The 25,397-nt window shown below is 67.3% G+C and carries 22 protein-coding genes; 9 read left to right on the forward strand and 13 right to left on the reverse strand.

From position 1 onward, the window contains the following. Window positions 1-2: 2 nt before the first annotated feature. The 11 genes from eccD to G6N44_RS15455 form a co-directional block, all read right to left on the reverse strand. Window positions 3-1,421: a type VII secretion integral membrane protein EccD gene (eccD, locus tag G6N44_RS15405; RefSeq protein ID WP_163665375.1), complete on the reverse strand. Its 1,419-nt coding sequence runs from the start codon at window positions 1,419-1,421 to the stop codon at window positions 3-5. Window positions 1,422-1,423: 2 nt separating this feature from the next. After that, the gene (locus G6N44_RS15410) at window positions 1,424-2,395 is read right to left on the reverse strand and encodes an ESX secretion-associated protein EspG (protein ID WP_235683091.1); all 972 of its coding nucleotides are present in this window, start codon (window positions 2,393-2,395) and stop codon (window positions 1,424-1,426) included. After that, a complete protein-coding gene (locus tag G6N44_RS15415; protein WP_003880383.1) occupies window positions 2,367-2,654 on the reverse strand; it encodes a WXG100 family type VII secretion target in 288 nt (95 codons plus the stop codon). Before G6N44_RS15415 ends, G6N44_RS15410 begins: the two co-directional genes overlap by 29 nt. A 29-nt stretch (window positions 2,655-2,683) precedes the next feature. Next, window positions 2,684-2,977: a type VII secretion system protein EsxG gene (gene esxG, locus G6N44_RS15420; RefSeq protein WP_163665377.1), complete on the reverse strand. Its 294-nt coding sequence runs from the start codon at window positions 2,975-2,977 to the stop codon at window positions 2,684-2,686. A gap of 61 nt (window positions 2,978-3,038) precedes the next feature. Then, entirely contained in the window at window positions 3,039-4,613 is a 1,575-nt protein-coding gene (locus G6N44_RS15425; protein WP_163665379.1) for a PPE family protein, read from the reverse strand. A 1-nt stretch (window position 4,614) separates the two neighbouring features. Next, a complete protein-coding gene (locus G6N44_RS15430) occupies window positions 4,615-4,926 on the reverse strand; it encodes a PE family protein (RefSeq protein ID WP_163665381.1) in 312 nt (103 codons plus the stop codon). Continuing rightward, on the reverse strand, window positions 4,926-8,906 hold the full coding sequence (eccCa, locus tag G6N44_RS15435) for a type VII secretion protein EccCa (protein WP_163665398.1): 3,981 nt from the start codon (window positions 8,904-8,906) through the stop codon (window positions 4,926-4,928). Before eccCa ends, G6N44_RS15430 begins: the two co-directional genes overlap by 1 nt. After that, entirely contained in the window at window positions 8,903-10,456 is a 1,554-nt protein-coding gene (eccB, locus tag G6N44_RS15440; protein ID WP_163665400.1) for a type VII secretion protein EccB, read from the reverse strand. Before eccB ends, eccCa begins: the two co-directional genes overlap by 4 nt. Next, window positions 10,453-12,279 (reverse strand): type VII secretion AAA-ATPase EccA, encoded by a 1,827-nt coding sequence (gene eccA / locus G6N44_RS15445; RefSeq protein ID WP_163665402.1) that lies wholly within the window; start codon window positions 12,277-12,279, stop codon window positions 10,453-10,455. The genes eccB and eccA overlap by 4 nt, the downstream gene beginning before the upstream one ends. A gap of 129 nt (window positions 12,280-12,408) precedes the next feature. Further along, window positions 12,409-13,302, reverse strand: coding sequence for a class I SAM-dependent methyltransferase (locus G6N44_RS15450; RefSeq protein WP_163665403.1), 894 nt, complete (start codon window positions 13,300-13,302; stop codon window positions 12,409-12,411). 30 nt (window positions 13,303-13,332) lie between these two features. Further along, window positions 13,333-14,193, reverse strand: a complete 861-nt coding sequence (locus G6N44_RS15455) for an oxygenase MpaB family protein (protein ID WP_235683092.1) — start codon at window positions 14,191-14,193, stop codon at window positions 13,333-13,335. A gap of 116 nt (window positions 14,194-14,309) precedes the next feature. On the opposite strand from G6N44_RS15455, the gene G6N44_RS15460 reads away from it, so the two are divergent. Together G6N44_RS15460 and G6N44_RS15465 are read left to right on the forward strand one after the other, a co-directional pair. Next, on the forward strand, window positions 14,310-14,921 hold the full coding sequence (locus G6N44_RS15460; RefSeq protein ID WP_163665407.1) for a TetR/AcrR family transcriptional regulator: 612 nt from the start codon (window positions 14,310-14,312) through the stop codon (window positions 14,919-14,921). A 74-nt stretch (window positions 14,922-14,995) separates the two neighbouring features. Further along, entirely contained in the window at window positions 14,996-15,829 is an 834-nt protein-coding gene (locus G6N44_RS15465) for an SAM-dependent methyltransferase (protein ID WP_163665409.1), read from the forward strand. 112 nt (window positions 15,830-15,941) lie between these two features. Here G6N44_RS15465 and G6N44_RS15470 read toward each other — a convergent pair whose 3' ends face one another. After that, window positions 15,942-16,520: a VOC family protein gene (locus G6N44_RS15470; protein WP_163665411.1), complete on the reverse strand. Its 579-nt coding sequence runs from the start codon at window positions 16,518-16,520 to the stop codon at window positions 15,942-15,944. A 125-nt stretch (window positions 16,521-16,645) separates the two neighbouring features. Here G6N44_RS15470 and G6N44_RS15475 point away from each other — a divergent pair, with 125 nt between their 5' ends. The 6 genes from G6N44_RS15475 (at window position 16,646) to G6N44_RS15500 (ending at window position 22,321) form a co-directional block, all read left to right on the forward strand. Continuing rightward, a complete protein-coding gene (locus tag G6N44_RS15475; RefSeq protein ID WP_163665413.1) occupies window positions 16,646-17,275 on the forward strand; it encodes a TetR/AcrR family transcriptional regulator in 630 nt (209 codons plus the stop codon). Further along, window positions 17,272-18,399, forward strand: coding sequence for an alpha/beta hydrolase (locus tag G6N44_RS15480; RefSeq protein ID WP_163665414.1), 1,128 nt, complete (start codon window positions 17,272-17,274; stop codon window positions 18,397-18,399). Before G6N44_RS15475 ends, G6N44_RS15480 begins: the two co-directional genes overlap by 4 nt. Then, complete coding sequence (locus tag G6N44_RS15485; protein ID WP_179964389.1) at window positions 18,375-19,364, forward strand: 2-hydroxyacid dehydrogenase; 990 nt, start codon at window positions 18,375-18,377, stop codon at window positions 19,362-19,364. The genes G6N44_RS15480 and G6N44_RS15485 overlap by 25 nt, the downstream gene beginning before the upstream one ends. Window positions 19,365-19,443: 79 nt before the next feature. Continuing rightward, window positions 19,444-21,639, forward strand: coding sequence for an acyl-CoA dehydrogenase family protein (locus tag G6N44_RS15490; protein ID WP_163665416.1), 2,196 nt, complete (start codon window positions 19,444-19,446; stop codon window positions 21,637-21,639). A 65-nt stretch (window positions 21,640-21,704) separates the two neighbouring features. Then, a complete protein-coding gene (locus G6N44_RS15495) occupies window positions 21,705-21,992 on the forward strand; it encodes a hypothetical protein (protein WP_163665418.1) in 288 nt (95 codons plus the stop codon). A 17-nt stretch (window positions 21,993-22,009) separates the two neighbouring features. Continuing rightward, window positions 22,010-22,321 carry a hypothetical protein gene (locus G6N44_RS15500; RefSeq protein WP_163665420.1) on the forward strand — a complete coding sequence of 104 codons (312 nt, stop codon included), beginning with the start codon at window positions 22,010-22,012 and terminating at the stop codon, window positions 22,319-22,321. 77 nt (window positions 22,322-22,398) lie between these two features. On the opposite strand, the gene fadD2 is transcribed toward G6N44_RS15500, so the two are convergent. Next, window positions 22,399-24,099, reverse strand: coding sequence for a long-chain-fatty-acid--CoA ligase FadD2 (gene fadD2 / locus G6N44_RS15505; protein WP_163665422.1), 1,701 nt, complete (start codon window positions 24,097-24,099; stop codon window positions 22,399-22,401). 54 nt (window positions 24,100-24,153) lie between these two features. On the opposite strand from fadD2, the gene ligD reads away from it, so the two are divergent. Continuing rightward, window positions 24,154-25,395 (forward strand): non-homologous end-joining DNA ligase, encoded by a 1,242-nt coding sequence (gene ligD / locus G6N44_RS15510; protein ID WP_163665424.1) that lies wholly within the window; start codon window positions 24,154-24,156, stop codon window positions 25,393-25,395. The last annotated feature ends 2 nt before the right edge of the window (window positions 25,396-25,397 follow it).

Here is a 25,397-nt window from a genome sequence, read left to right on the forward strand (position 1 = left end):
CATCACCTGTCGAGAACGAGACTGAACAGGCCGATAAGGAAGGCCATCACCGGAATCAGCGAAGCATCGAGCCCGGTCGCCAGGAAGCCCACCAGGCGCCGCATCGGCAGCGAGTAGGTGTCCGGCGACGCCGCCCGCGGATTCAGCGCGGCGAAAATCCACCCCGCGACGAGCACGGCGAGCGTCGCCAGCGTCAACCAGGCGCCCTGGTACCGGCCGTCGATCGCGAAGGCCACCAACAGGACAACGGACAGCAGGTAGGGATGGGCCAGCAGCCAGGCCTTGCAGGAGGCAGAATCCCACACCCGAGCCCGCAGGACGGAGCCGAGTGCCGCAGCGACCACGACGTACCACGCCCACGGCGACGCGGTCGACGAACCGACCAGGGCCACCGACCCGGCGACGCCGAGCAGCACACCCGCGGCGATCACGCCGGTCTGATGCGACTGGCTCACCCGGACCCGGTGCGGCAGATCTGCCAGCACCGAAAGTGGTTGTGCGGACGGGGAAGGATCGCCCGGCGCCGGGATGACCGGCAGCGGGAAGCGGGCCCACATCGCTGACAGTTGGGCAGCCTGAACGGTGACCACCAGGGCGATCAGGATCAGGGCACACCCGATCACCGTCGCGCTGAGCTCCCACAGTGTGGCCGCTGCGGCGACCGACAACACACCGGCTCCGGCCACCGTGGTCGCGGTGAACACCGCGATGCCCCGGTCACCGGGCGAGCCGGCCATGCTGATCAACGACCATGCCGCCACTCCCGCGGCGGCCAGCAGAATGCCGGGTGCACCGAAATCGCCTGGAACACCGAGCGCGAACGCTGCGCCGACCGGGACCAACGCGGTGACGGCCAACGCGGTGGCCAGGGCTCCGGACCGGGCCCGCGTCGACAGGGCGGCCAACACGGTGGCAATGGCGATGCCCCCGGCCACGAACAGCCCGAGCAGCTCACCGGTGACGACGCGATGCGCGACGGCCAGGCCGGTGCCCACCAGGATCAGCCCGATCAGGGCCAGCGCCGCGCCCCGGGCAATGTGCGTGGGACCCCACGGATGTCGCCGGGCCGCCGAGAAGATCACCGCCGCGTCGGCGATGTCCTCGACGATGCGCGGGGCAGCCGGGCCGGACGGGACAGCTTGCAGCGCAAGCAGGTCCCCGTCCACCACACCGACGGTGTCGAGTGTGGCGTCAAGGCTGTACGGCGCACCGCCCACCGGGGCCAGGCTGAGCCGCACCGGGTCCGGGGCGCTCGCGCCGTCATCGCCGCCGCTGGGGGGCAGCACGATGCGCTGGACCGCGGGCAGAATCTCGCGCAGCGGCAACTCGGACGGCAGGGCCATCTCGGTCAGCCGGCCACCATCGTCTCCGGCAGCCAGTACGGCTACCCGGACGATCGGCATCACAGTGTTGTCGGACATTCCTATGCTTTCTGGGTTCTTCTCATGAAGCGTGGATCTTGGTGGGATACAGCATCGTCGGATAGTGCGTTGGTGACGGCTTCGCGGTCGAAGTCGCGGATGAGGGGTTGGTCGGGAAACCAGGAGCCACTCGGCAGGGAGTCGGTGAGTCGTTCGATCGCCATGGCGATCGCATCGCCGCTGCCTGCCGTGAAGGTCGAAATCCACTCCCCGTCGAAGGCTTTCGACGGGGACACCAGAATCCGGCCCCCGGGGGTGTCGATGATGCTGACCCCCACCTGGGTGGTCACCCGGTGGCCGTCGCGATGCTCTCCGGCCACGATCTCGACGTACGTTCGCCGCCCGTCGAACACCGCCTCCACGATCGGGCGGGCCGAGGCCGGGACTCCCAGGAATCCCAGCACCTCGGTCAGCGGCGTGCCGTTGCGGATCTGCTCGTCGGCCCGGGCACCGGCCGCGGCCGGCAGCGCGAACTCCTCGAACCGCGCCGGCCTGCGCTGCGACAGCCCGGCCGTGAGCACCGGAACCAGGCCGTGCGGGTGGGCGATGTCCATCTCGGTGAACGCCACCAACTGCGCGTTACGCAGGACGACAACCGTGCGCCCCTCCGAGCGGGCCACGATGCCCCGCAGCAGATCCCCCGGCCCGGAGACAAACCGCAGGTCCAGCCACTGGGTCGCCCGGCAGGCCAGCCGAACCCATTGCGCCACCCGCGGATTGACTCCGCCACCGGCGTCGAGCACGCCCATCCTGGTCAGTTCAGCGGCCTGTTCGGCGACAAAGCCGGCCCGCTGCGCCGGTTCGCTGTAGGGCGGCGTGATGGCCAGCACCCACGGGTACGCCCCGGCACCCAGTACCTCGGCGAGGTACCAGGCCTGATCGGTGGTCAGCTCGACCGCGTTGGCTCCGGTGCTCAATGCAGACGGCTCCAACGGGCCTCCGGCATCAGCCCCACTTGGCGCCTTCGGCGGCATCGCGGGCACTCATCGACATGGTGTTCATCTCGTGCGTGGACGCCATGGCGCGGTAGGCGCGGGTCAACTCTTCCATCGCCTGGTTCCACTGGGCCTGCCAGGCCTGGTAGGTCATACCGGTGTCACCCTGCCAGGCGCTGCTCAGCGCGGCCTGCTCACTGGCGATGTCGGCACCGACGGCGTGCAGGGCAGCCGAGTAGGTGTTCATCTCTCCGGCGTGCGCCAGCATGGCCGGGTAGTTGTACATGATCTGAGACATGAGAACTCCTGTATCCGGGGGTGTTTCGGTTAGACCGAGGTGTAGGTGCCGGCGGCGGCGGCATCCTGGGCGACGTAGGTACCGGCGGCGTCGCCGAGATTGAGCTGGGCGATGTCCAGCAACGCGTTCACCTTGGCCGACACCTCGACGAAGCGGGCGTGTGCGGCCTGGAACGCCGCGGACGCCTCACCCATGTGGAAGGCCTGAGACGACATGGCGGCCTGCTCGGCCTGCGCGATGGTGCTGCGCATCAGGGCGGCCTTGGCGCCGAAGGCCGCCTCGGAGGCGATCAGCTGGGGAATGTGAGCATCCAACAGGCTCATGGATTTTCCTTTCGGGTCGTAGATATTTGGCGGTGCATCGAACGTGGTGGAGCTGATCTGATCAGCTGCGGGTACCCCCTCCCGAATCGCCGGGCTCCCAGGAGCCGGGCAGCATCGGCGAGACGGGACTCTCGTCGTAGGTCTCGCCGGCCAGGGTGGTCAGCCCGACCGCTGTGGTATCGGATTTCGTTTCGGTACCGGTGAATCCCATGACGCCGGTGCCCCTTTCGGACACCCGCACCCTCGGCTCCGGCCGGGGTGCGGGATCCGGGTCAGGTTGCTCGTAATCCATATATGCGTCTGCATAGGCGTGGTCTTGCAGTGCGGCACCTCGCTTGCGACGGCGCTTGCGCCGTGCCGCAAGCGATGCGGCCACACCGGATGCCGCGGCGGGAATGCCGGAAGCCGGTGCATGTGCACTGGACTTGCCCCCCACCGTCGGGCTGAAACCCTCTTCGGGGTCGCTGCCGAGCACCGCATACGGTGCGAAGGCCGCCGCAGCGACCGGAGCCGGTGCCGCAACCCCTGCGGAGGCAGGGGCAGCGGCGGGCGCAGCGGCGGCTCCCGCCCCGGCGCCGACTCCCGCCGGGGCCAGGCCTGCCACCGGCAGGCCCTGATCGCCCCGCACCGGTGCCACCGGAGCGTCCCCGTCGGCCGGGGCGTCGGGTGCCACGTCGTCGGTGGGAAGCAGGTCGAGGAAACCCAGTGCGGCAAGGCCGATGCCGAGGAGCGGCACCAGGAACGGGGACAACGCGACACTGATCCACGTGCCCCAACCGACCGGCTGGAAGAACGCCTGGTAGCCGACGGCGAGCAGGAACGGCCCCCACGTGGTCAAGAATCCCGCCGGGTTGGTCATCAGCGACTGCAGCATCTGCTGGATCGTCCCCAACGGATCGTTGAGGAACTGCAGCATCTCCTTGCCGCCGATCATCGAATCGTTACCGAGGTAATCGACCAGCCATTGCGGCAGGTTCGGGTACTGGTTGTCGGCGGTTGCGTCGGCAGTGGTGAGCGCCGATCCGGATTCGGACGCAGTGCCCTGCGAGGCCATCTGCCGCGCGTTGGCCGAGGCCGTACCGGCCTCCCCGACACCCGGCTTGAGCAGCATCGGCGACGGTGTGCCGGCCGGTGCCGCCATCACTGCGGCCCCCGAGACGGCCTGGTAGGTCGCCATGGTGGTGGCCGCCTGGATCCACATCCGGACATAGTCGGCCTCGTTGACCGCGATCGGAATCATGTTGATACCGAAGAAGTTCGTGGCGATCAACACGCCGTGCACCACATGGTTGAGTGCCAGCTCGGGCAGGGTCGGCATCGCGGCCAGTGCCGTGGTGTACGACGCGGCCGCGGTCTCGTGCTGCACGGCCACCGCAGCGCTGTTCGCGCCCTGCTGCGCCAACCAGGTCAGGTAGGGCCCGTGCGCGGCGAGGTACTGCTCCGAGCTCGGCCCTTCCCAGGACCCGGCCTGCACCGCACCCAGCACACTGGTGAGTTCTGCTGCTGCCGAGGCATATTCGGTACTCAGTGACTGCCAGGCCCCCGCGGCGGCCAGCAACGACCCGGCGCCTGGACCGCTGGAGAGCAGCGTCGAGTGCACCTCGGGTGGTAGGGCCATCCACATGGGGGCAGTCATCTCAGATGCCGCGCGCAGTCAGGTAGGAGGAAGCCGCCATCGCGTCGCCGGTCAGGTAGCTGGCACCGGACTCGCCGACGCCGACGCCCGAGCGTCCGAGTTCCTCGACACCCTGGGCGGCCATCGCCGAATGCTGGGCGCCGTGGGCACTGAAACCGGTCGCGGTCTGCAACGAGACCGCGTCGGCCGCAGGTGGGATCACCGCCGAGACCAAGGGGGCGGCCGCGGCATGTGCGGCAGCCAGGCGCGCGGTGAGCGCCTCGACGGCCGCACTGGCGGCGGTCAATCCTTCTGGAACTACCCGCAATGTCATCAGAATTCCTTTCGCCCGTTGTTCACGGAAAGTGCCGTGTCCTCAATGAGTGGGTTGACGAGTTGGACGAACTCGGGCACGTCGCCGTTACCGAGCAACATGCCTCGTCCCGCGGGGAACCGGGCGAACCGGTGCCCGCGGAGCTTGCCGCTGTCGGCCGGATTGCCCGACAGCATCAACGTGGTCGCCTGCAGATCGTTGAGGCGACGCAGCAGCGGTGCGGTCATCACGGCGTGCGCCGACCCGGTGGCCCGGGCCGTCACGATGACGCGCAGGCCCAGATCGGTCGCCTCGGCCAACAGTCCCGCGATATTCGTCCACGGGCGCTGCCCGGCGAACGGCCCGCCGGCTGCGGGTCCATCGGGGATCTGGTCCACGTCGTCGATGATCAGATAGTGGATGTGGCCGTCGGGTCCCGGCCGCTGATTCCAGGCGCTGAGCTCCTGTGGACTCAAACCGGCGGGCGGACGGCGCTTTTCGATGAGTGCCGAGAGGCCCAGCATGGCCGGCAGCACCCGGTCGACGTTGGCCGTGTACTCGTTGTCCGGGAACAACGGCTCCTCCACCAGGTGCAGCCGCCGGTCGATGACCGTGAAGGCGACCTCGTCCGGCCGGGAGTTCTCCCGGATGGTCCGGATGATGTGGCGTAGCAGAGTTGTCTTGCCCGACTTCGTATCGCCGAACACCGCCAGCAGCGGGTTGTCCTTGAAGTCGAGCACCACCGGCGCCAGATCCTCTTCACGCTGCCCGATGACCACCCGCTCGGGGGCCGGGTACAACGGTCCCAGCGCGGTGGGGGCCAGCGCAGTGGGCAGCAACCGCACCGGCGGTGCGCTCTGCCCCGGGTAGCGGGAGTTGATGACGGCGATGTCGCTGAGTGCCGGTTGCGCGAACAGGAAGTGCTCGGCCGCCATCGTCAGGCCGCGGCCCGGCTGATCGGCGGGCACCGACTCCGCCGGCCGCCGCAGCGCACCCACCACCCGCACGATGCTGTCGTGACTGTCGTGCAGCTTGAGCTCCAGGCGCAGGCCCAGGCCGTCACGCATCGCCAGCGGCACCTCCAGCCAGTTCGGCGTGGTGATCACGACATGGATGCCGTAGGCGAGCCCGGTGTTGGCCAGCTCGGTCACCTTGGCCAGCAACGGATTACGTGTGTTGAACGTGTCCGTGTTGTCCCGGCTGAACGCGTACAGGTTGTCGATGACGAAGAATACGTCGCCATAGCCGTCGTCGAACTTGCCTGCGGAGCCCGCATTCCGGTTCACCGCGCCCTGCTGCTGGCGGGCCCGCAGCAGTTGCTCGAGCTCGCCGAACGTGCGGCGGATGCGCTCGGGCTCCATCGGGGTCGCCACGCTGCCGACGTGAGCCAGATCGGCCAGACCGGCAAGCTGTCCGCCGCCGTAGTCCAGGCAGTAGAAGCTCACCTCACTCGGCGAATGCAGCGCGGCAGCCGACAGGACGAAGGTCTGCAGCGCGGTCGACTTGCCGGATCGCGGACCACCGTGGATCAGCACGTTGGCTGCCGACGAGTTGGCGTCGAACACCAATGCGTCCCGGCGCATCTCGAACGGTTTGTCGATCTCGCCCAGCGGCCAACGGAGTTGACCCGGTTCGATGTCGGTGCGGGCCAGCACATCGTCCAGGGCGATCGCGCCGTCCAGCGGCGGCAGCCAGAGCTTCGGTGCCTGCGGGCCGTAGGTGGCCAGCTGATCGCCGATGGTGGCGATCAGCTTGCGCGGCGGCACCACTTCGAGTTCCGGCTCGTTGGTGACGATGACGGTGTCGGGTTCGGGCTCGACCCGCGAGGCCGTGAACAGCTGCGGCTGCGGCAGGGCCCGCACCACGATCGACTTCTCGGCCCGCGGTGGGTCGTAGATACCGTCGACATAGGTGCTGCGGAACTTGATCGGCACCGCACCCGGGGCGGGCACCAGGAAGCCCTCGCCCTTGTGCTCGCGACCCGACTCGATGTGATAGGCGTCCTCGACCCCGATGATCTGACGGGAGATGCTGGGGCTGGCCACCTTCAGGCCGATCCGGTACGACGTGTTCTTGTCGATGTCCTTGATCCGGCCCACGTCCAGGGTCTGCGACGCGAACAGGATGTGAATCCGGAACGAACGGCCCTTGCGTGCAACGTAATCGAACAGGTCGGCGTACTCGGGATGCTCGGCGAGCATCAGCGTGAACTCGTCGGCGACCACGAACAGCGTCGGCATCGGCGGCAGGTCATGCCCGGCGGCGATCGCGGCCTCGTACTCGGTGACCGAGTTGAACGCGCTGCCCTGAACCCGGCGACCGGCCTCCTTGAGCAACTGCTCGCGACGGGACACCTCACCGCGCAAGGTGTCGGCGAACCGGTCGGCCAACGACCGCTTCTCGGCCATGTTCGAGATGACCGCGACGACCTGTGGGAAGTTGCGGAAGATGTCGGCTCCCGCCTCACCCTTGAAGTCGGCGTAGATCACGATGAGCCGCTCGGCGGAGTGAGTCGTCAACAGCGACAACAGGATCGACATCAGGGTCTGGGACTTGCCCGAACCGGTCATACCGATCATCAGACCGTGCGGGCCCATGCCACCCTCGGCCTCGTCCTTGAGGTCGAAGTACAGCGGCTCGCCGGTGGCGGTGACGCCGATCGGCACCCGTAGTTCGTCGTCGCGATTGCGCGGGGCCCACAGGCTGGCCACATCCAGGGCCGAGGCGTCCGGAATGTCCAGGAGCGTGCCGAAGGTGGCGCCGCCGGTGGCGGTGGACCGCACGTAGCCGGGGTTGGAATCCCACCGCGACAACCGGCGCGCGATGTGCGCAGCCTCGGCGGTCGATATCGTGTCAGCCTGCGCGACGTAGGGTTGCCAGCCGCTACTCTGCCAGCGCTCGATCCGGCCTTCGAGGACCCGCAGGATGGGCCGCTCGGGGTCCGGGTACTGCTCGCGGTTGGGGAGCGTCTCGCTTCGGTGGATCACGGTCACGCCGGTCAGGCCGGGCCGCCGCGCAATGTCGTCGGGATCGGCTTCGGGGTCGTCGAGGACGACCAGCAGATGCTTCAGGGCCTGATCGGCTTCTGCGGGGAAAGCGGGCCGACCGGCCAGGGCCGAATCGAGTTGTCCCCGCAGGTCGCTGACACCGGTGGTCAGATACCGGGCCGGGCCGACACCGTCGGCCTGCGACGGAATATCCACGTGTGGAAGCCATTTCAGCCACGACCAGGTGTCGGAATCGACGTCGGGTGAGGCCAGTGCCACCCCGAGCATCGTCGGGTCGTGCCAGGTGACGGCCTGGGCGATCCAGGCCCGCAGTGCGTCACGGACTTCCTCGGCCTCGCCGATCACCGTGATCCGGGCCAGCTTGGTGACGTCGATACCGGTCGGAGCATCGCGCACGGTGCGCTGCACATCGAGCAGACCGCGCAGGGTGCTGTGCGACACCGGTTCCAGGTCGATCTCGTCGGCGGTGTCCTTGACCTTGAGCGCAGCATCCAGCGGCACATCGTGCAGACCGGCACGAAGCACCAGGAAGTCGCGGTCACGCGGATCGCGTTCCCACTGCCTGCGGGTCCCGGGGATGGTCGCCAGCATCTCGGGCTCCGGGTGTGACCACTCCAGCGCCGCCCGCTGCTCACCGGCGTGGGCACGGACGTTATCCCGGACGACGGACAGGTAGCGCAGGTAGTCGGCGCGCTCGGCGTCGACCTCCTCGGTGCGCATCTTGTTGCCGCTACCGCGGTAGAGCGCCGTGGCTGCCAGCAGCAGCACAAACGGGAAGAACAGCATGGTCGGCGAGATCATCCGCATGCCGGTGGCGAACAGCGCCACGATCATCCCCACGATGAGGATGACGATCAGGTATGGCAGCACCCGGCGCAGCAGTGACGGTGGGACCATCCGCTCCAACTGAGGTGGCGGCTCGATCGTGATGGTGCCCTTGCGGGTGGTCGGCGGCGCCAGCCTGCGCTGGTGCTCGAAGATCAGCCTACTCATCGCGTGGCCTCCAGACGCGCAGCATTTACGTTGGGCGACAGCGCATCATGTGCGGTCAGAGCGTCGCCGCGGGACAGCGTCGGACCAGCCGCGAACTGCGTCAGGATCGACCACGGAATGGGCCGGGCCGGCGAGGTGAGGCCAAGTGCCTCAACAACTTTGCCGTCACCTGCAGTGTCGATGCCGTAGCGGACGCCGGTGTCACTCACCCAGAACGACGAGCCTGCGGTCGGCGATCCCGGTTCGGCGCCGACTGTCTGCACGAAGTAGCCGCTGCCGGGGGTCATCGCGACCCGGTTGGCGGCACCGTTGCTGCCCGCCCCGACCAGCTCGACGGTGTGCAGACCGTCGCGTACCGGCAGGGCCGCTCCGGAGAGCACCGACAGCTTGCTCTCGGTGGCACCCGCTGGCTTGATCCACTGTGCACAGGTCACCGGGGCGGTCGACGGTGCGACCAAGGTGACCGGCGCCGCCGGGTAGCCCGCGGTGTCGATGGCACGCGAGACAGGCATTCGCGACACCTCATCGGGCCCGATGCGCGGCGCCTGGTCCAGCCCAAAGGAATTGCTGTTGCGCAGGATCGAGGCCAGCACCGGCGAAACCGGCTGCAGGCCATCGGAGAGCACCGCGTAATAGCGGGCGGTGTTGTCGGCATCGTAGGCGGCCAGCACGCCGCCGACGGGCACCGGCGTCGACAAGGCGTAGCTCGTCGGCGCGCCGGCGTCGGCGATGCCGGGCACGGTCAGTGCCGGCGCCTCGGGAATGGCGTTGAACAGGCCGGCGGCGATCGGTCGCGGCGCCGGAATGTCTACGCCGAAACCGAGTGCATCGGTCACGGCGCGGTCGGCCAGATCGATCGGACTGCGCTTGCCGTCCCACAGCATCCAGTCACCCGGGGTAGGCCCGGCCGGGTTGTGCACCAGCACAGCCTGACCCGGCGCCAGCGGCAACGCACGCTCGTCGCCGGTCGCGAGCTCGCCGGCGATGACCGTCACACCCGCGTTGACGCCCGAAACTGCATCGCACACAGTCCAATCAGCGGCGCTCGCGGTGTTCTGGGCCATCCTTTCGGGCGCGCCGGGGATACCCAGCAGGTTGCCCCGCGGGAACTTGTCGATCTCGCTGGTCTTCACGGTGGTCGGGTTGTCCGCCTTGCCGGTGATCAACCGTGCCGAGGTCAGATTGAGCACCGGATGCAGCTGCTCACCCACCCGCACGTACAGCGCCGCCGTCGACCGGTCGGCGAGGACCGCGTCGCCGCCCGCCGATCCACCCGGCCGGAACAGTGAGAACAGGAAGCAACCGATCAGACCAGTGACCAGGATCAGGGCGCCGGTCAGCACCGCCCGGCTCTGCGTGCGCAGCGGGTCGACCAACATGCGGGTGTCGTGCAGGGCCACCCCAGAAGCGATGCGGCGCATGACGAAACGCCAGCCGGTGACCTGGTTCTTGGTGACGAATCCACGCCGGTAGGACACCTGGTCGGGGTTTTCGTTGGACGGCGTGCGGGACGTGAAGGAGCGACGCTCGTCGGGGCCGGGCGCGGTCATGCGGGCACCGTCAGACCCAGGCCGCGCAGCAGAGGGCCGGCCGAACTGTTCACGTCACCGGCGGTGATCGTCATCATCTCCTCGTCGGTGAAGTCGTCGTGGTCGGAATGATCAAGGCGGTACTCGCGCTCCTCTTCGGAACGCTCGACCAGGTTGCGGACGAAGCGGCCGTTACCGGCGATGTCCAGGCTGCGCCGCGGCACACCGTTGGAGTCCGGCGTGGTGGCCTCCGCCAGATAGCCGAACAGCTTCTCCATGTCGTCGTGCGCGGCCTCCTCGAATGTGCTGTCGCGCTTCTCGGCCATCCGCTCGGCGATCTCGACGAGTTCGGAGGACGAGTAGGACGGGAAGTCGATGCTGCGGGTGAAACGCGAACGCAGACCTTCGTTGGTGTCCAGGAACATGTCCAGGTCCTTGCGGTACCCCGCGACGATCACCACGAGCCGGTCGCGGTCGTTCTCCATGCGGGCCAGCAGCGTGTCGATGGCGACCAGACCGAAGTCGTTCTTGGCCCCGGTGGACACCAGCGCGTAGGCCTCGTCGAGGAACAGCACGCCGTCCAGCGCGCTGTCGATGATGGCGTTGGTCTTGGCTTCGGTCTCACCGATGTGCTGACCGATCAGGTCGGCACGGTGCACCTCGCGAACCGTCTCCTTCTTGAGAAGTCCCAGGCCGCAATAGATCTTGGCGACGACGCGGGCGATGGTGGTCTTGCCTGTTCCTGGCGGGCCGGCGAACACCAGGTGGTTGGTGCGCTGCGCGACGGCGAGTCCGCGCTCCTGGCGCCGGATGGACATGGCCACCGAGCTCTTGAGCCGCGCCACCTGGAACTTCACTTCTTCCAGGCCGATGAATTCGGCCAGCTCGGCTTCGGCCTCGACCAGCAGGTGGGCCTTGCGCTCCTTGGCACCCGGGTCGACGAATTCGGACTCCGACGGTTCGGAGTCGGGATCCCACGGATCGGTGCGGGCGTCGATCCGGGAGGCCGTGGTGACGAGCAGCCCGAAGGTGGGATCCGACAGGGCTTCTTCGACCTGCTTGTTCTCCGGGTGCGCGGCGAAGAGATCCTGCAGCACCTCGTTGGCGTCTTCATCCTCGCCCTGCCCACGCAGGGTCAGCGCCTTCGCCAGCGCGCCGTCGAGCGCGGCCACGGCGATCGGGCCGGACGGATCTTCCAAATACGACAGGGCGGGTGCCGGCATGCCGAGCCGGGCCAGGGCGATCCCCAGGGTGACCCGTGCGGCGTGACCGGTGATCTCATCGAGCGACGGGTCGGTGACGATCGGGGTGAGCAGCCGCACCACGTCGTTCCAGCGCTGCGCCTGATGGTTGATCGCCACCCGCAGCCAGGTGGCGTTCAACCATCCGGGCCGACGTGCCAGCAGCTCACCCACGAGTTCGTCGGCCTCGGCGAGCTGCCCCTGATCTACCCGGCGCGCCGCGTAGGCCAGCTGGAAGTCATCCACCTCGGTGGCCCGGAACTGGAGGTACAGCCCGCTGTCATAGGTGAAACCGAGGTCTCCGGCGGCCAGGTCGATCTCGCGCTGCAGCAGACCGGCGCTGCCTCGGGTGCGCCACACGGCGTCGACGACCGCACCGGACACGTCGCCCGCGGCGGCCAGACCGGTCCAGGCGTCACAGTGGTCGTGCGCGATGTGTGCGATTCCAGCAAAGCCGGACCGGGCTGCGGTGAGGTCGGCCGGGCGCTGCCGGTCGTTCACCGTCAGGCCCAGCGCTCGACAACATGTGGCAAAACGGCTGATTACATCGCGATCGAGCCGGGGCGCTCCCAGAGGCGGAGCCGCAAGCGTGTCACTACCCATATGCGTGCACGGGAGCGACTAAGCCCCCGAATCTCTCCCTTATGTATGGCTAAGCTAACTTTTGCTGAAGTTAGCATTGCATAACTTAACTGTCGAGAGGCACGTAGGTGGACTAGCTCGTGAACTGCCTCACCTTTTAGTCGCAGCCACCAGGGTGATAGTTCCCGTCATCACGCCGGCGTCGGAGTCCGGACCGGGCACCGACCGGCCCGCCCGATCCAGGAGGTCATTCAACGGTGCCGGAACCGCATCCCAGCCATGTTCGCCAAACCACTGCTCCGCGGGTGCGTGCTGCTGGTTGTACACCAGGGTGAAGAACGCGTTCTCCTCGCCGGAGGACACCGCCTCGGCACGCTTGGCCTGGAACGCCTCCTCCGGCATCGGAGCGCCCTCCTCCACGGCGACGAAGCTGCCCGGCGCGGCCAGCGCATCAATACCAGCAAACAGTTGTTCCTGTGCTGTGGCAGGCAGGTAGATGAGCAGTCCCTCAGCGATCCAGGCCGAGGGCCGCGACGGATCGAAGCCGCTCTCCCGCAGTGCGCGCGGCCAGTCGTCGCGCAGATCGACAGCCACCTCGCGGCGCTCGGCCGTCGGCGCCGCACCGAGCAGGTCGATGGTTTCGCGCTTGAACTCGAGCACCCGGGGTTGGTCCAGTTCGTAGACCACGGTGCCGTCGGCCCACGGCAGCCGGTAGGCCCGCGAATCCAGACCGGCCGCCAGCAACACGATCTGGGTGACGCCGGCGTCGATGGCCCGGGTGAAGTACTCGTCGAAGTACTTCGTGCGGACCGCCTGGAAATTGACGAAGTTCTCGCCGAACTCGCTGTGCAACGGGTGCTCAGGGTCGGCGCCCTCGACCGCGCTCGCCCATTCGCCGCCGGCCGCGCGACAGAATGCCTCGGCATACTTGTCGACGGCGAGCGGATCAGCCTTGCGGGCCTCCAATGCTCTTGAGGCCGCGACGAATAACGCTGTCGAACCTACGCTCGTGGTGATATCCCAGTTGTCATTTTCGGTGCGCACCAGCGCGAGGGTACGCCGCTTCTCTGACAGCTACACCAACGGCCGGCCCGTGCGGATTCGCCAGTCGAGGTCCTTGAGCAGCACGTTGAACGGGAACTGCCGAACAACCGACGGCAGCAGGTTGTTGACGGTGCGCAGCACCGTGATCAGCCGGTCGAACCGCTTCTGACTCTTGGCATCCCACGGCAGCCGCATCTCTTCCCGGAAGCGCTGCGGGAGGAACCCCGTGGTGATCAACAGGGCCACCGCATCGAGCCGGCGCTGCACGAAGCGTGGCAGTTTCGGATTCTTGGGCCGGCCCGCGGCGATCGGATACAGATAGTCACGCACGGTGTCGTCGATGTGCAGCTTCTCCAGCGACTCTTGCCAGTACCTGTCGAACGCCGCCCGGTCGGCCGGCCACATATCCTCGGGCACCTGCAGTGTGGTGCCCATCGTGACGCTATCGCGGTAGTGCTGGTCGGCGGTCTCGTCGTCCAGCTCGCCGATGAACATCCGGAACACGTCGACGCCGCCCTTGTAGAGGCAGGCGGCCACCCACAGCTGAAGGTTCTTGTCGAACGCGTTGTACTTCACCGGGCTGTCCTCGGTGGAGTACACCTGCGCGTGCACCTTGTTGACCGCACGCCGGTAGGCCGCCTTCTGCGCATCGCTGCCCCGGGTGGCCACGGCGAGGTAGGTGAAGGTCGTCCTGGCCCGCTTGACCGGGTGTAGGTCGGTGCGGCCGCTCTCGACGCGGCTCTCGACGACGCCGTAGCCGACGCCGGGGTTGGCCAGCTGCATGATCACGTTGGCCGGGCCTGCCAGCAGCGCCACCCCCATCAGCCCGTCGTCGAAGCCGGCACCCCGCCGGCGCTTGAGCGCGGCTCCGGGCCGCGCCGACTCGTTCATCGGCCGCTCGATATGCGGGACCGGTTCGCTGACCGTCATGGCCACCCTTCCTGGAAACTGAGAACGCGTGTTTCCTGATACTGGCCTGCCGGACTGACGGGTGTCAAGATGTGTAGGTGAAGCAGGTCCGCCCGTACCGCGGCGTCGAAGCGGCCGACCGCCTGGCGCAGCGCCGCAGCCAGCTACTCGAGGCCGGGCTGGATCTGCTCGGAGCCGAAGACGGCGAAGTCACCGTCCGCGCGGTGTGCCGTAGCGCCGGGTTGGCCGCCCGGTATTTCTACGAGAGCTTCACCGACAAGGACGACTTCATCGCCGCGGTCTACGACTGGGTAATCGCCGATATCGCGACGTCGACGCAAGCCGCCGTCGCGGCTGTTCCGCTGGCCGACCAGACCACCGCCGGGATGACCAACATCGTGCATCTGATCGCCAAAGATCCGCGGATCGGCCGGTTACTGTTCAGCGTCAAACTGTCCAACGAGGTGCTACTTCGCAAGCGCACCGAATCCGTCACATTGTTCGCCACACTACTCGGTCAGCACGCCGGCGATGCCCTGCGCCTCAAGGAGAACGACTACCTGAGGGCCACTTCATATTTTGCGGTCGGCGGGGTAACCCAGACCATCAGCGCGTGGCTGTCAGGCGAGGTCGTACTGTCCCCCGAACAGCTCATCGGCCAGTTGCGCTCGATGCTCGACGCCGTGGCCGGCATGGACCCCCAGCGGTGACAACGCCCCGGATTCCTGCTTGATATTGACTGCGATCCGAGGCGTAGGCACCGGCACTCGCGCATGATGGCGGTATGACTTCCGGACAGACACCAGGCCAGGCCGTGGCCGACACCGGCGTTCTGGTGGCGGCCATCCGCGCCGAAGAAACCCGCCGTCCCGACCGGCTTTTCGACGATCCGTTCGCGCAGAAGTTGGCCGGCGAATCCGGGCAACGGATGCTCGCCGAGGTGGTCGCTGCCACCGGCGACAAGTCGACGCTGCAGATCGTGGTGCGCACCCGGTTCTGGGACGAGGCGCTGTCGAATGCCGTACCGCCGGTGAAACAGGTGGTGATTCTCGCGGCCGGACTGGACGCCCGGGCCTACCGGCTGCCGTGGCCCGACGACACCACGGTGTTCGAACTAGATCAGCCCGCGGTGATCGCGGCCAAGGCTGAGGCGCTGGCCGGCGACGAACCGCGCTGCCGGCGGGTGGCCATCGGCGGCGATCTCACCACCGACTGGACCGATACCTTGCGATCCAACGGCTTCGACCCGGAATTGCCTGCCGTCTGGTTGATGGAAGGGCTGCTGCAGTACCTCAACGAGGGTGCCGTGCACACGCTGTTCGAGCAGGTCGACGCGCTGTCGGCGCCCAGTTCGGTGCTGCTCTACGACATCGTCGGCAAGACACTGCTGGACAGCGTGATGCTGGCCCCGGTCCTCGAAGAGATGTCCCGGAACGGGGCGCCGTGGCTGTTCGGCACCGACGCCCCGGAGCAGCTGTGCGAAACGCTGGGCTGGTCAGCGGTGGTCACCGACGTGGCCGGGCCGGGTAACAAGTGGGGCCGATGGTTCACCCCCACGGTGCCGCTGGACGTTCCGGGCGTACCCCGCGGCTACTTCGTCGTCGCCACCAAGTCCTGACGCCGGCACTCCCTGCTCCCTGCGTCGCACTGTGACGAACGTGCAGGCTGCTGTGACCACAGGCGGAGAATGACACAACAAGCTACACGTTCGCCACAGTGTCGGGAATCGACTACCCCGCCGCCACCGGCGGACGCCGGTCAGCAGCGGTCTTGGGCGCCGCCTGCACGTCGTTGTCAGCGAATTCCTTGGTCCAGCAAGCGAATTCCAGGGTGATCCCGTCCGGGTCGAGGAAGTAGAACGACCGAACGTAGACCCCGGGATGCACCGTCGCCGACGCCTGCATCGGGCTGTCGTCGTGGTTGAGCACCGGGCCGACGCGAACACCCTTGGCCTTGAGCTTCTGCCGATACTCGTCGAACTTCTCGGCGGGCACGTGCAGGGCGATGTGGTTGAGCGATCCGGTGGCGCTGACGAATTCGCCGATGCCGGGAATCGCGGCCGGCGCGGAAATCCCGGGCACGCCGTCGGGTGCCTCACGGAACCAGAAGAAGGCGATGCAGTCCCCGTTGCCCGCGTCGAAGAAGAAGTGCTGCCCCATGCCGCCGGGCAGATCGAGCGATTTGATCAGGGGCATGCCGAGCACGTTGGTGTAGAAGTCGACCGTGCGCGCCATGTCCGCGCACACCAGCGCCACATGGTTGATTCCGCCGAACTCGAACTCAGAGTTGGGATTGTTGGGCTTGATCACGTCGATGAACCTCCGGGGCGAACGCGCCAAGGACTGGCGCAGATGCGAATCTGAATCTAACATCAGATTCAGATGTGATCAATGGCCGTGCAAGATTTCCCGGCCCGCCGGGAGTGAGGAAGTCTGTGACCGTCAGCCCCCGCACCCCGTTGCCGACCGCGCGTGGCCGCCAGACCCAGGCGGCGATCGACACCGCAGCCCGTGCGGTGATCGCCCGCAAGGGCATCCTGGCCACCACGATCTCCGACATCGCCTCCGAGGCAGGCCGGTCGGCCGCGTCGTTCTACAACTACTACGCCTCGAAAGAAGCGATGGTCCGCGAATGGGCCCTGCGATTCCGTAACGAGGCCCGCGAACGCGCCCTTCCCGCGACCGGACCGAACCTGACCAATTGGGAACGCAGCTACCAGGCCGCCTCCGCCCACTGGACCACCTACCGGCACCGGCTGGCCGAGATCATCGCCGTGTCCCAGATGGCGATGATCGACGACGACTTCGCCGAATACTGGGACGAAATCTGCCAGCTACCGATCGCCATGATCACCGAGATGGTCAAACATGCTCAGCAGCAAGGATTCTGCCCCGACGACGATGCCCACCTCACCGCTGTCGCGTTGGTGTCGATGCTCAACCAGTTCTGCTATGTGCAACTGTCCGGCGGCCGGGATGCCGTCGCCGATGACTCCGCCTGCATCACCACCCTGGCCAACGTGTTCTACCGGACCATCTACCACGAGGAGACCCCCCGCTCATGACCAATGCGTCACCGGAAGTGGTTCGCGAGTTCATCGGCCTGGAATCGCCTACGGCCCAGCGCGCGGGTGCGGGCGGATACCCCTGCCAGGGCCTCTATTATCGGAGCGCGGACCACAAGCCCACGGTCGCGGTAATCGCCACGCATTACCAGATCGACTTCTCCGAGCACTACATCGCCGACTACCTGGCGAGCAGGGGCGTCGGTTTCCTCGGCTGGAACACCCGGTTCCGCGGCTTCGAAAGCAGCTTCCTGCTCGACCACGCCCTGGTCGACATCGGGGTCGGGGTGCGCTGGCTGCGCGAGGTCGAGGGGATTGAAACCGTTGTTCTGCTGGGTAATTCCGGTGGCGGTTCCTTGATGGCGGCCTATCAGTCCCAGGCGGTCGAGCCGAACGTACAGCCACTCGAGGGCATGCGGCCGGCGACGGGCCTGACCGAACTGCCGCCCGCCGACGGGTATGTGGCCAGCGCGGCCCATCCGGGCCGCCCGGACGTGCTGACCGCCTGGATGGACGCCTCCGTCGTCGACGAGAACGACGCCATCGCCGGCGACCCCGACTTGGACCTGTTCGACGAGCGCAACCCGGCACCCTTTTCGGCCGAGTTCGTGGCGCGCTACTGCGCGGCGCAGGTCGCGCGCAACGAGAAGATCACCGACTGGGCCGAGGACGAACTCAAAAGGATTCAGGCGGCGGGGTATTCGGACCGGCCGTTCACCGTGATGCGCACCTGGGCCGACCCGCGGATGGTCGATCCGACGATCGAGCCGACCAACAGGCAGCCCAACCTCTGCTATGCCGGGGTACCGATCAAGGCCAACCGGTCGGCCCGGGGCATCGCCGCGGCCACCACCGTGCGCAACTGGATCGGCATGTGGAGCCTGCGCCACGCCCAGACCCGGGCCGAGCCGCACCTCACCCGGATCACCTGCCCGGCCCTGGTGATCAACGCCGGGCAGGACACGGGCGTGTACCCGTCCGACGCCCGACGCATCTACGACGCGCTGGCGAGCACGGACAAGTCCCAATGCTCGATCGACACCGATCATTACTTCACCACTCCGGGCGCGCGCGACGAGCAGGCCGATACCATCGCCCGATGGATCACGAAGCGGTGGCGGTGAACCCCGGCCGGATCAAGGTCCTGGCCCACTTCACCCCCGGTGACAAGGTGATGGATTTTCTTGCCCCCCATCGGGACTGGCTCGATGTGACGTTCTGCGCCGAGGACGACGACACTACGTTCTACCGGGAACTGCCCGCGGCCGAGGTGCTCTGGCATGTGTTGCGACCGGTTTCCGGTGACGACCTGGAGCGCGGGCTGCGGCTGCGACTGGTGCACAAGCTGGGCGCCGGGGTGAACACCATCGACGTCGACACCGCCGGCCAACTGGGCATCCTGGTGGCCAACATGCCCGGCGCCAATGCGCCGTCGGTGGCCGAGGGCACCGTGCTGCTGATGCTGGCAGCGCTGCGCCGGTTGCCCGAACTCGACCGCGCCACCCGGGACGGCACGGGCTGGCCGTCGGATCACAGCCTGGGCGAAACCGTGCGTGACATCGGCGGCTGCACAGTGGGCCTGGTCGGCTACGGCAATATCGCCAAGCGGGTCGAGAAGATCGTGGTGGCGATGGGTGCCGACCCGTCACAGGTGATCCACACCAGCACCCGCGACACCGGTCATCCGCAGTGGCGCAGCCTGCCAGACCTGTTGGCCGCCAGCGACATCGTCTCGCTGCACCTCCCGCTGACCGAGGCCACCCGAGGCCTCCTCGACAGACAGGCTCTGGCATCGATGAAGCCCGGCGCCGTCGTCGTCAACACCGCGCGCGGCCCGATCATCGACGAGCCCGACCTCGTCGAGGCACTGCGCACCGGGCAGGTCGCCTCGGCCGGCCTCGATGTGTTCGCACAGGAGCCGGTAGCGCCCGGCAACCCCCTGCTTGAGCTGCCCAATGTGGTGCTGACGCCGCATGTCACCTGGTACACGGCCGACACCATGCGGCGGTATCTGACCATGGCGGTGGACAATTGCCGGCGCATTCATGATGGAGAACCGTTGGCCAACGTAGTTAACGGGGTGAGATAGGCCGCCGGAGTGGCGCGCGTCACGTCGGGGTACCCTCGGCCCAACCGACCGGTTAATGGACCCCGGATGGAGGAACCGCATGCCTATTGCGATCACGTCTGAGCACAGCGATCTGGCCGATTCTGTTCGGTCCCTGGTGGCCAGGGTGGCGCCGTCGGAGGTGCTGCACGAAGCGCTCGAGACTCCGATCCCCAATCCCCCGCCGTACTGGAAAGCCGCGGCCGAGCAGGGACTGCAGGGCGTCCACCTCGCGGAATCCGTTGGCGGGCAAGGTTTCGGCATCCTGGAGCTAGCCATCACACTGGCTGAGTTCGGCTACGGAGCGGTGCCCGGGCCCTTCGTCCCGTCGGCGATTGCCGGCGCGCTCATCTCGGCCGGCAACCCCGAGGCCACGGTCCTCAGCGGCCTGGCCTCCGGCGAGACCATCGCGGCCTATGCCATCGACTCCGGTCTGACCGCGACCCGCCACGGTGACGGCCTGGTCATCCGCGGTGAGGCCCGGGCGGTGCCCGCCGCGGCGCAGGCGTCGATCCTGGTGCTCCCGGTCGCGATCGAATCCGGCGTCCAATGGGTGGTGCTGGACGCCGCCCAGTTGGAGATCGAGCCGGTGCGCAGCGTCGACCCGTTGCGCCCACTGGCCCACGTGCGGGCCAACGCCGTCGAGGTCGAGGCCGACCGGGTGCTGTCCGACCTGAGCCGCGCCCACGCGAGGGCACTGATCACCACACTGCTGTCGGCGGAGGCGATCGGTGTCGCGCGTTGGGCCACCGACACGGCCACCGCGTACGCGAAGATCCGCGAACAGTTCGGCAGGCCGATCGGCCAGTTCCAGGCGATCAAGCACAAGTGCGCCGGGATGATCGCCGACACCGAGCGCGCTACCGCCGCCGTCTGGGACGCCGCCCGGGCGTTGGACGACGCCCAGGAAGACCCCTCGGCAACAACCCATTTCGAGTTCGCCGCAGCGGTGGCCGCCACCCTGGCACCTGCCGCCGCACAACACACCACTCAGGACTGCATCCAGGTGCACGGCGGAATCGGATTCACCTGGGAACACGACACAAACGTCTATTACCGACGCGCCCTGGTGCTGGCCGCCTGTTTCGGCCGGGCCTCGGACTACCCGCAGGCCGTGGTCGATACCGCGACCGCCACCGGGATGCGTCTGGTCGATATCGACCTCGATCCCGACACCGAGAAGCTGCGTGACGAGATCCGCGCGGAAGTCGCTGCACTGAAAGAGATTCCGAGCGGGGCCGAACGCAACACCGCGATCGCCGAGGGCGGGTGGGTGCAGCCACACCTGCCCAAGCCGTGGGGTCGCGCGTCCGAGCCGATCGAGCAGATCATCATCGCCCAGGAATTCAGCAGCGGCCGAGTGCGGCGGCCACAGATGGGTATCGCCTCCTGGATCATCCCGTCGATCGTGGCGTTCGGCACCGATGAGCAGAAGCAGCGATTCCTGTCACCGACGTTCCGCGGCGAGATGATCTGGTGCCAGCTGTTTTCCGAGCCGGGTGCGGGTTCCGACCTGGCCAGCCTGACCACCAAGGCCACCAAGGTCGACGGCGGCTGGCGGATCACCGGACAGAAGATCTGGACGACGGGTGCTCAATACTCGGCGTGGGGTGCGCTGCTGGCGCGGACGGACTCGCACGCTCCGAAGCACAACGGCATCACCTACTTCCTGCTGGACATGAAGGCTCCCGGCGTCGAGGTGAAGCCGCTGCGTGAGTTGACCGGCAACGCGATGTTCAACACCGTGTTCATCGACGACGTATTCGTGCCCGACAACATGGTGCTCGGCGAGGTCAACCGGGGCTGGGAGGTCAGCCGCAACACGCTGACCAACGAGCGGGTGTCGATCGGCAGCAGTGAGCCGCCGTTCCTGGCCAACCTCGAGCAGTTCGTGGCCTTCCTCGGTGCGGGCCAGTTCGACCAGATCGACCAGAATCGCGCGGGCCAACTGATCGCGGAAGGCCATGCCGCCCGCGTACTGAACCTGCGGTCCACCCTGCTGACGTTGGCCGGCGGCGACGCCATGCCGGCCGCGGCGATCTCGAAGCTGTTGTCGATGAAGACCGGTCAGGGGTATGCGGAGTTCGCGGTCGCGTCCTTCGGCACCGACGGCGCCGTCGGCGATCCCGAGCAGGAATTCGGCCGCTGGGCCGAGTACCTGTTGGCCAGCCGCGCCACCACGATCTACGGCGGTACCACCGAGGTTCAGCTCAACATCATCGCCGAACGTCTGCTGGGCCTGCCCCGCGATCCGTAACTTTCTCTGCGGTGTCAGGCGTACCGTCGAAATAGGCGCCTACCAGAAACGGTTGACACTCAACGATGAGCACGTCACGACAACGCATTCTGCGCCCGATACTGCTGGGCGCAGCGGCGCTGTCGGTCGTCATCGCGCCGACTGCGGTGTCGGGGCAGGTCTCCCCGGGGCCCGCCGAAACCCGCGCCGACCCGTGTGTGAACGGGGTCATCCCGTGGAACCCGTATGTGGTGAACTGCAATCTGCAACCCCGGCCACCCCGGGTCCGCGGATCGGCTCCCGACGCCGGCGCCATCATCGCGTGCCGAGACCGGCCGGGGTGCCTGGCCTGGTACATCAATGGGCCGCCGTGAGGAGGTGAGCGGAAGATATGGGTAGCGACGAGAACGATGTCGAAAAGCGTTGGCACGACCCGGAGATGTTCCGCTCGGCGGTGGGTTACGTGGTCGCGGTCGTCGCCCTTGCCGGCTTGGCGCTGACGTTCTACGCCTTTGACCACTCCCTGCTCTCGGCGACGCTGGTGCCGACAATTCTGTTCGTCGGGGGTGTCGGCGCATTCGTCCGCACCTACCAGGTGTGGAAGGCCGAGGGCACCTGGCCGATCTGGCAGGGCGCAGGCTGGTTCCTGCTGGCGCTGTCGCTGATGTGCCTGGCAGTACCGGGCACCGCGATGCTCGCCTGAGCTATGTCCAGTGGCCACTTATTGCACGCGATCGACGAAAATCCGTACCGCAAGTGGCCGTTCGACGCTCAACGCCCCTATTCGATGTCCCGCAGCTCACGCTTGAGGATCTTGCCGGTCGGGTTGCGCGGCAGCTCGTCGAGGAACACCACCTCACGCGGCACCTTGTACCGCGCCAGATGCTCTTTGACGTAGGTCTTGATGGCGTCCTCGTCGATCGTGGCGCCCTCGGCCTTCACCACGAACGCTTTCAGCCGGGCACCCCATTCCTTGTCCTCGACACCGAGTGCGGTGGCCTCGATGACGTCGGGATGCCCGCTGATCAGATCCTCGACCTCGGCCGGGAACACGTTCTCCCCGCCGGAGACGATCATCTCGTCGTCGCGGCCGCTGACGTAGAGCAGACCGTGCTCGTCGAAGTACCCGACGTCGCCCGACGACATCATGCCGTCGATGATCTCCTTGCCGCCACCACCGGTATATCCCTTGAACGGGAAGGTGTTTCGCACGAAGATCCGGCCGACCTGGCCCGCCGGAAGCTCCTTGCCGTTGTCGTCGATGATCTTGACGGTGATCCCTTTGACCACCGGCCCGACCGTCGACGGATTGATCGACAGGTCCTTGGGACGCGCGATGCTCGCGAAGGCGATCTCGGTCGATCCGTAGAGGTTGTAGATGACCGGCCCGAGTTCTTTGAGGGCGCGGGAAGCCAATTCCGCACCGAGCTGCGATCCGGAGACGAACACGATCCGCAACGTCGACAGGTTGGGTTTGGGCTGCATCTGATCGAGATGGTCGAGCATCCGCGAGAGCATCACGGGCACCACCACCATCCCGGTGACTCCGTGCTTCTCGACGTCTTCGAAGACGGTGGCCGGCTTGAACCGGCGACGGAGCACAAGCGTGGAGCCCAGCATCATCGCGAGGGTGGCGTGCAGGAACCCGAGCGCGTGGAACATCGGCGCGGGCAGTGAGGTCACCTCGCCGGCTTTGAACGGGACATGCGACAGCACTCCCCCGATCGGGGCCAACGACGGCGGGGCGGCCCGGTTGGCACCCTTGGGAGTGCCGGTGGTGCCGCTGGTCAGGATGATGATCGACGGATGTTTGGTGGCCTTGGGCGCGGGCCGGCCATTGCTACGCGCGATGACGTCGGCCAGCGTCTCATCGGTGCTGCCGGACGGCTTGTCGCCTCGGGCGGAGCCCGAAGATTCAGCACTGTCCGGGTTGACCCCCAGCGCGCGGAGCTTCCCCAGCGCCGGTTCGGCTTGTGCCACCGCAGCCGTGTACTCGTCGTCGTAGATGATCACCTTCGCGCCCTCGCGCTCGCAGACCTCCTTGATCTGTGGACCCGAGAACTCGGAGTTGAGCAGGATGATCCGGGCTCCGACGCGGGCCGCGCCGTATTCGGCGATCAGGAACCAACGGTGGTTGCGGGCCAGGATGGCCACGCCGTCGCCGCCCCGTACGCCCATCGTGAGCAGTTCGTTGGCTACCGCATGCGCTGCGGCGTCGAGCTCACCGAACGTCAACTCGCCCTCGTCGTCGATCACCGCGACGCGGTCGGGATGCCGACGGGCGTTGAGCGCAGGGATCATCCCGATCTCGCCCCAGATCCGGATGTCGTTCAGCATGGCCGCGATATGGTGCGGCGGTTCCAGCCGTAACGCGCCCGCCTCCAACATCTTGCGCGCATAGTGCAATTCGGCCACGCCCCGCTCTGCGTACTGTTTGGCCTTCGCGGTGAGGTTCGCCGGCAGATCAGACAAACTTGGCATGTCGCCACAATATGTGACATCTATCGCACCAGGGGCGGTAACTAGCATGTGGTGATGGCCGGTGCACTGTCGCTGGAGATCGACGGCCTCGTGGTCGCCGTCAGCAACCCTGACAAGGTGGTTTTCCCTGACGCGCAGATCACCAAACTGGACCTGATCAACTACTACCGGTCCGTCGCTGATGGTGCCCTGCGCGGCGTGTACGGGCGTCCGATGATCCTCAAGCGGTTTGTGAAGGGCATCGCCACCGAAGCCATCTTCCAGAAGCGGGCGCCCGAGAAGAGGCCGGACTATGTGGACGTGGCCGAACTCAAGTACCGGTCGGGTACGTCGGCCAAGGAAGCGGTGCTGCGGGACACCGCGGGCCTGGCCTGGGCGGTGAACCTGGGGTGCGTCGACCTCAATCCGCACCCCGTGCGGGCCGACGATCTCGACCATCCCGACGAACTGCGGGTCGACCTGGACCCGATGCCCGGGGTCGGCTGGTCCCAGATCGTCGATGTCGCTCAGGTCGCCCGCGAGGTGCTCGAGGAGCACGGCCTGACCGCGTGGCCGAAGACCTCGGGCTCGCGCGGCATCCACATCTATTCGCGCATTCAGCCGCGCTGGCCGTTCACCAAGGTCCGGCTCGCCGCCGAGACAGTGGCCCGTGAGGTGGAGCGACGCGTTCCCGATCTCGCAACAGCGCGCTGGTGGAAGGAAGAACGAGGCGCCAGGGTCTTCGTCGACTTCAACCAGAACGCCAAGGACCGCACGGTGGCCTCGGCCTATTCCGTGCGCGCCACCCCCGATGCCCGGGTGTCCACCCCGCTGCGCTGGGACGAGGTCGACGGGTGCCACCCCGATGTGTTCACGGTCGCCACCGTGCCCGACCGGTTCGCTGAGATCGGCGACCCGTGGGAGGGCATGGATCTCGCGGTCGGCGGGTTGGGTCCCCTGCTCACCCTCGCAGACGAGCTCGGCCCAGCGGAGAAAGCACCCAAGGGTGGCGGGCGAAGCGGTGACGGCAGGCGCGTTTCTTCGATGCCGCTGATCGAGATCGCCCGCACCAAGACCAAAGACGAGGCGACAACAGCGCTGGACGCGTGGCGCGAGCGCTATCCCGCGGTGGCCGGGTATTTGGAACCCGTCGATGTTCTGCTCGACGGGATGCGCGGCCCGAGTTCGATCTGGTACCGGGTGCGGATCAACCTGCAGCACGTACCCGAGGCCGAGCGGCCGCCGCAGGAAGAGCTGCTCGCCGACTACAACCCGTGGGAGCACTACCGCGGCGCACAGCGGCACCGGGATTCTTAGGA

Origin of the sequence: Mycolicibacterium alvei, assembly GCF_010727325.1 — a bacterium.
Classification (GTDB): Bacteria; Actinomycetota; Actinomycetes; order Mycobacteriales; family Mycobacteriaceae; genus Mycobacterium; species Mycobacterium alvei.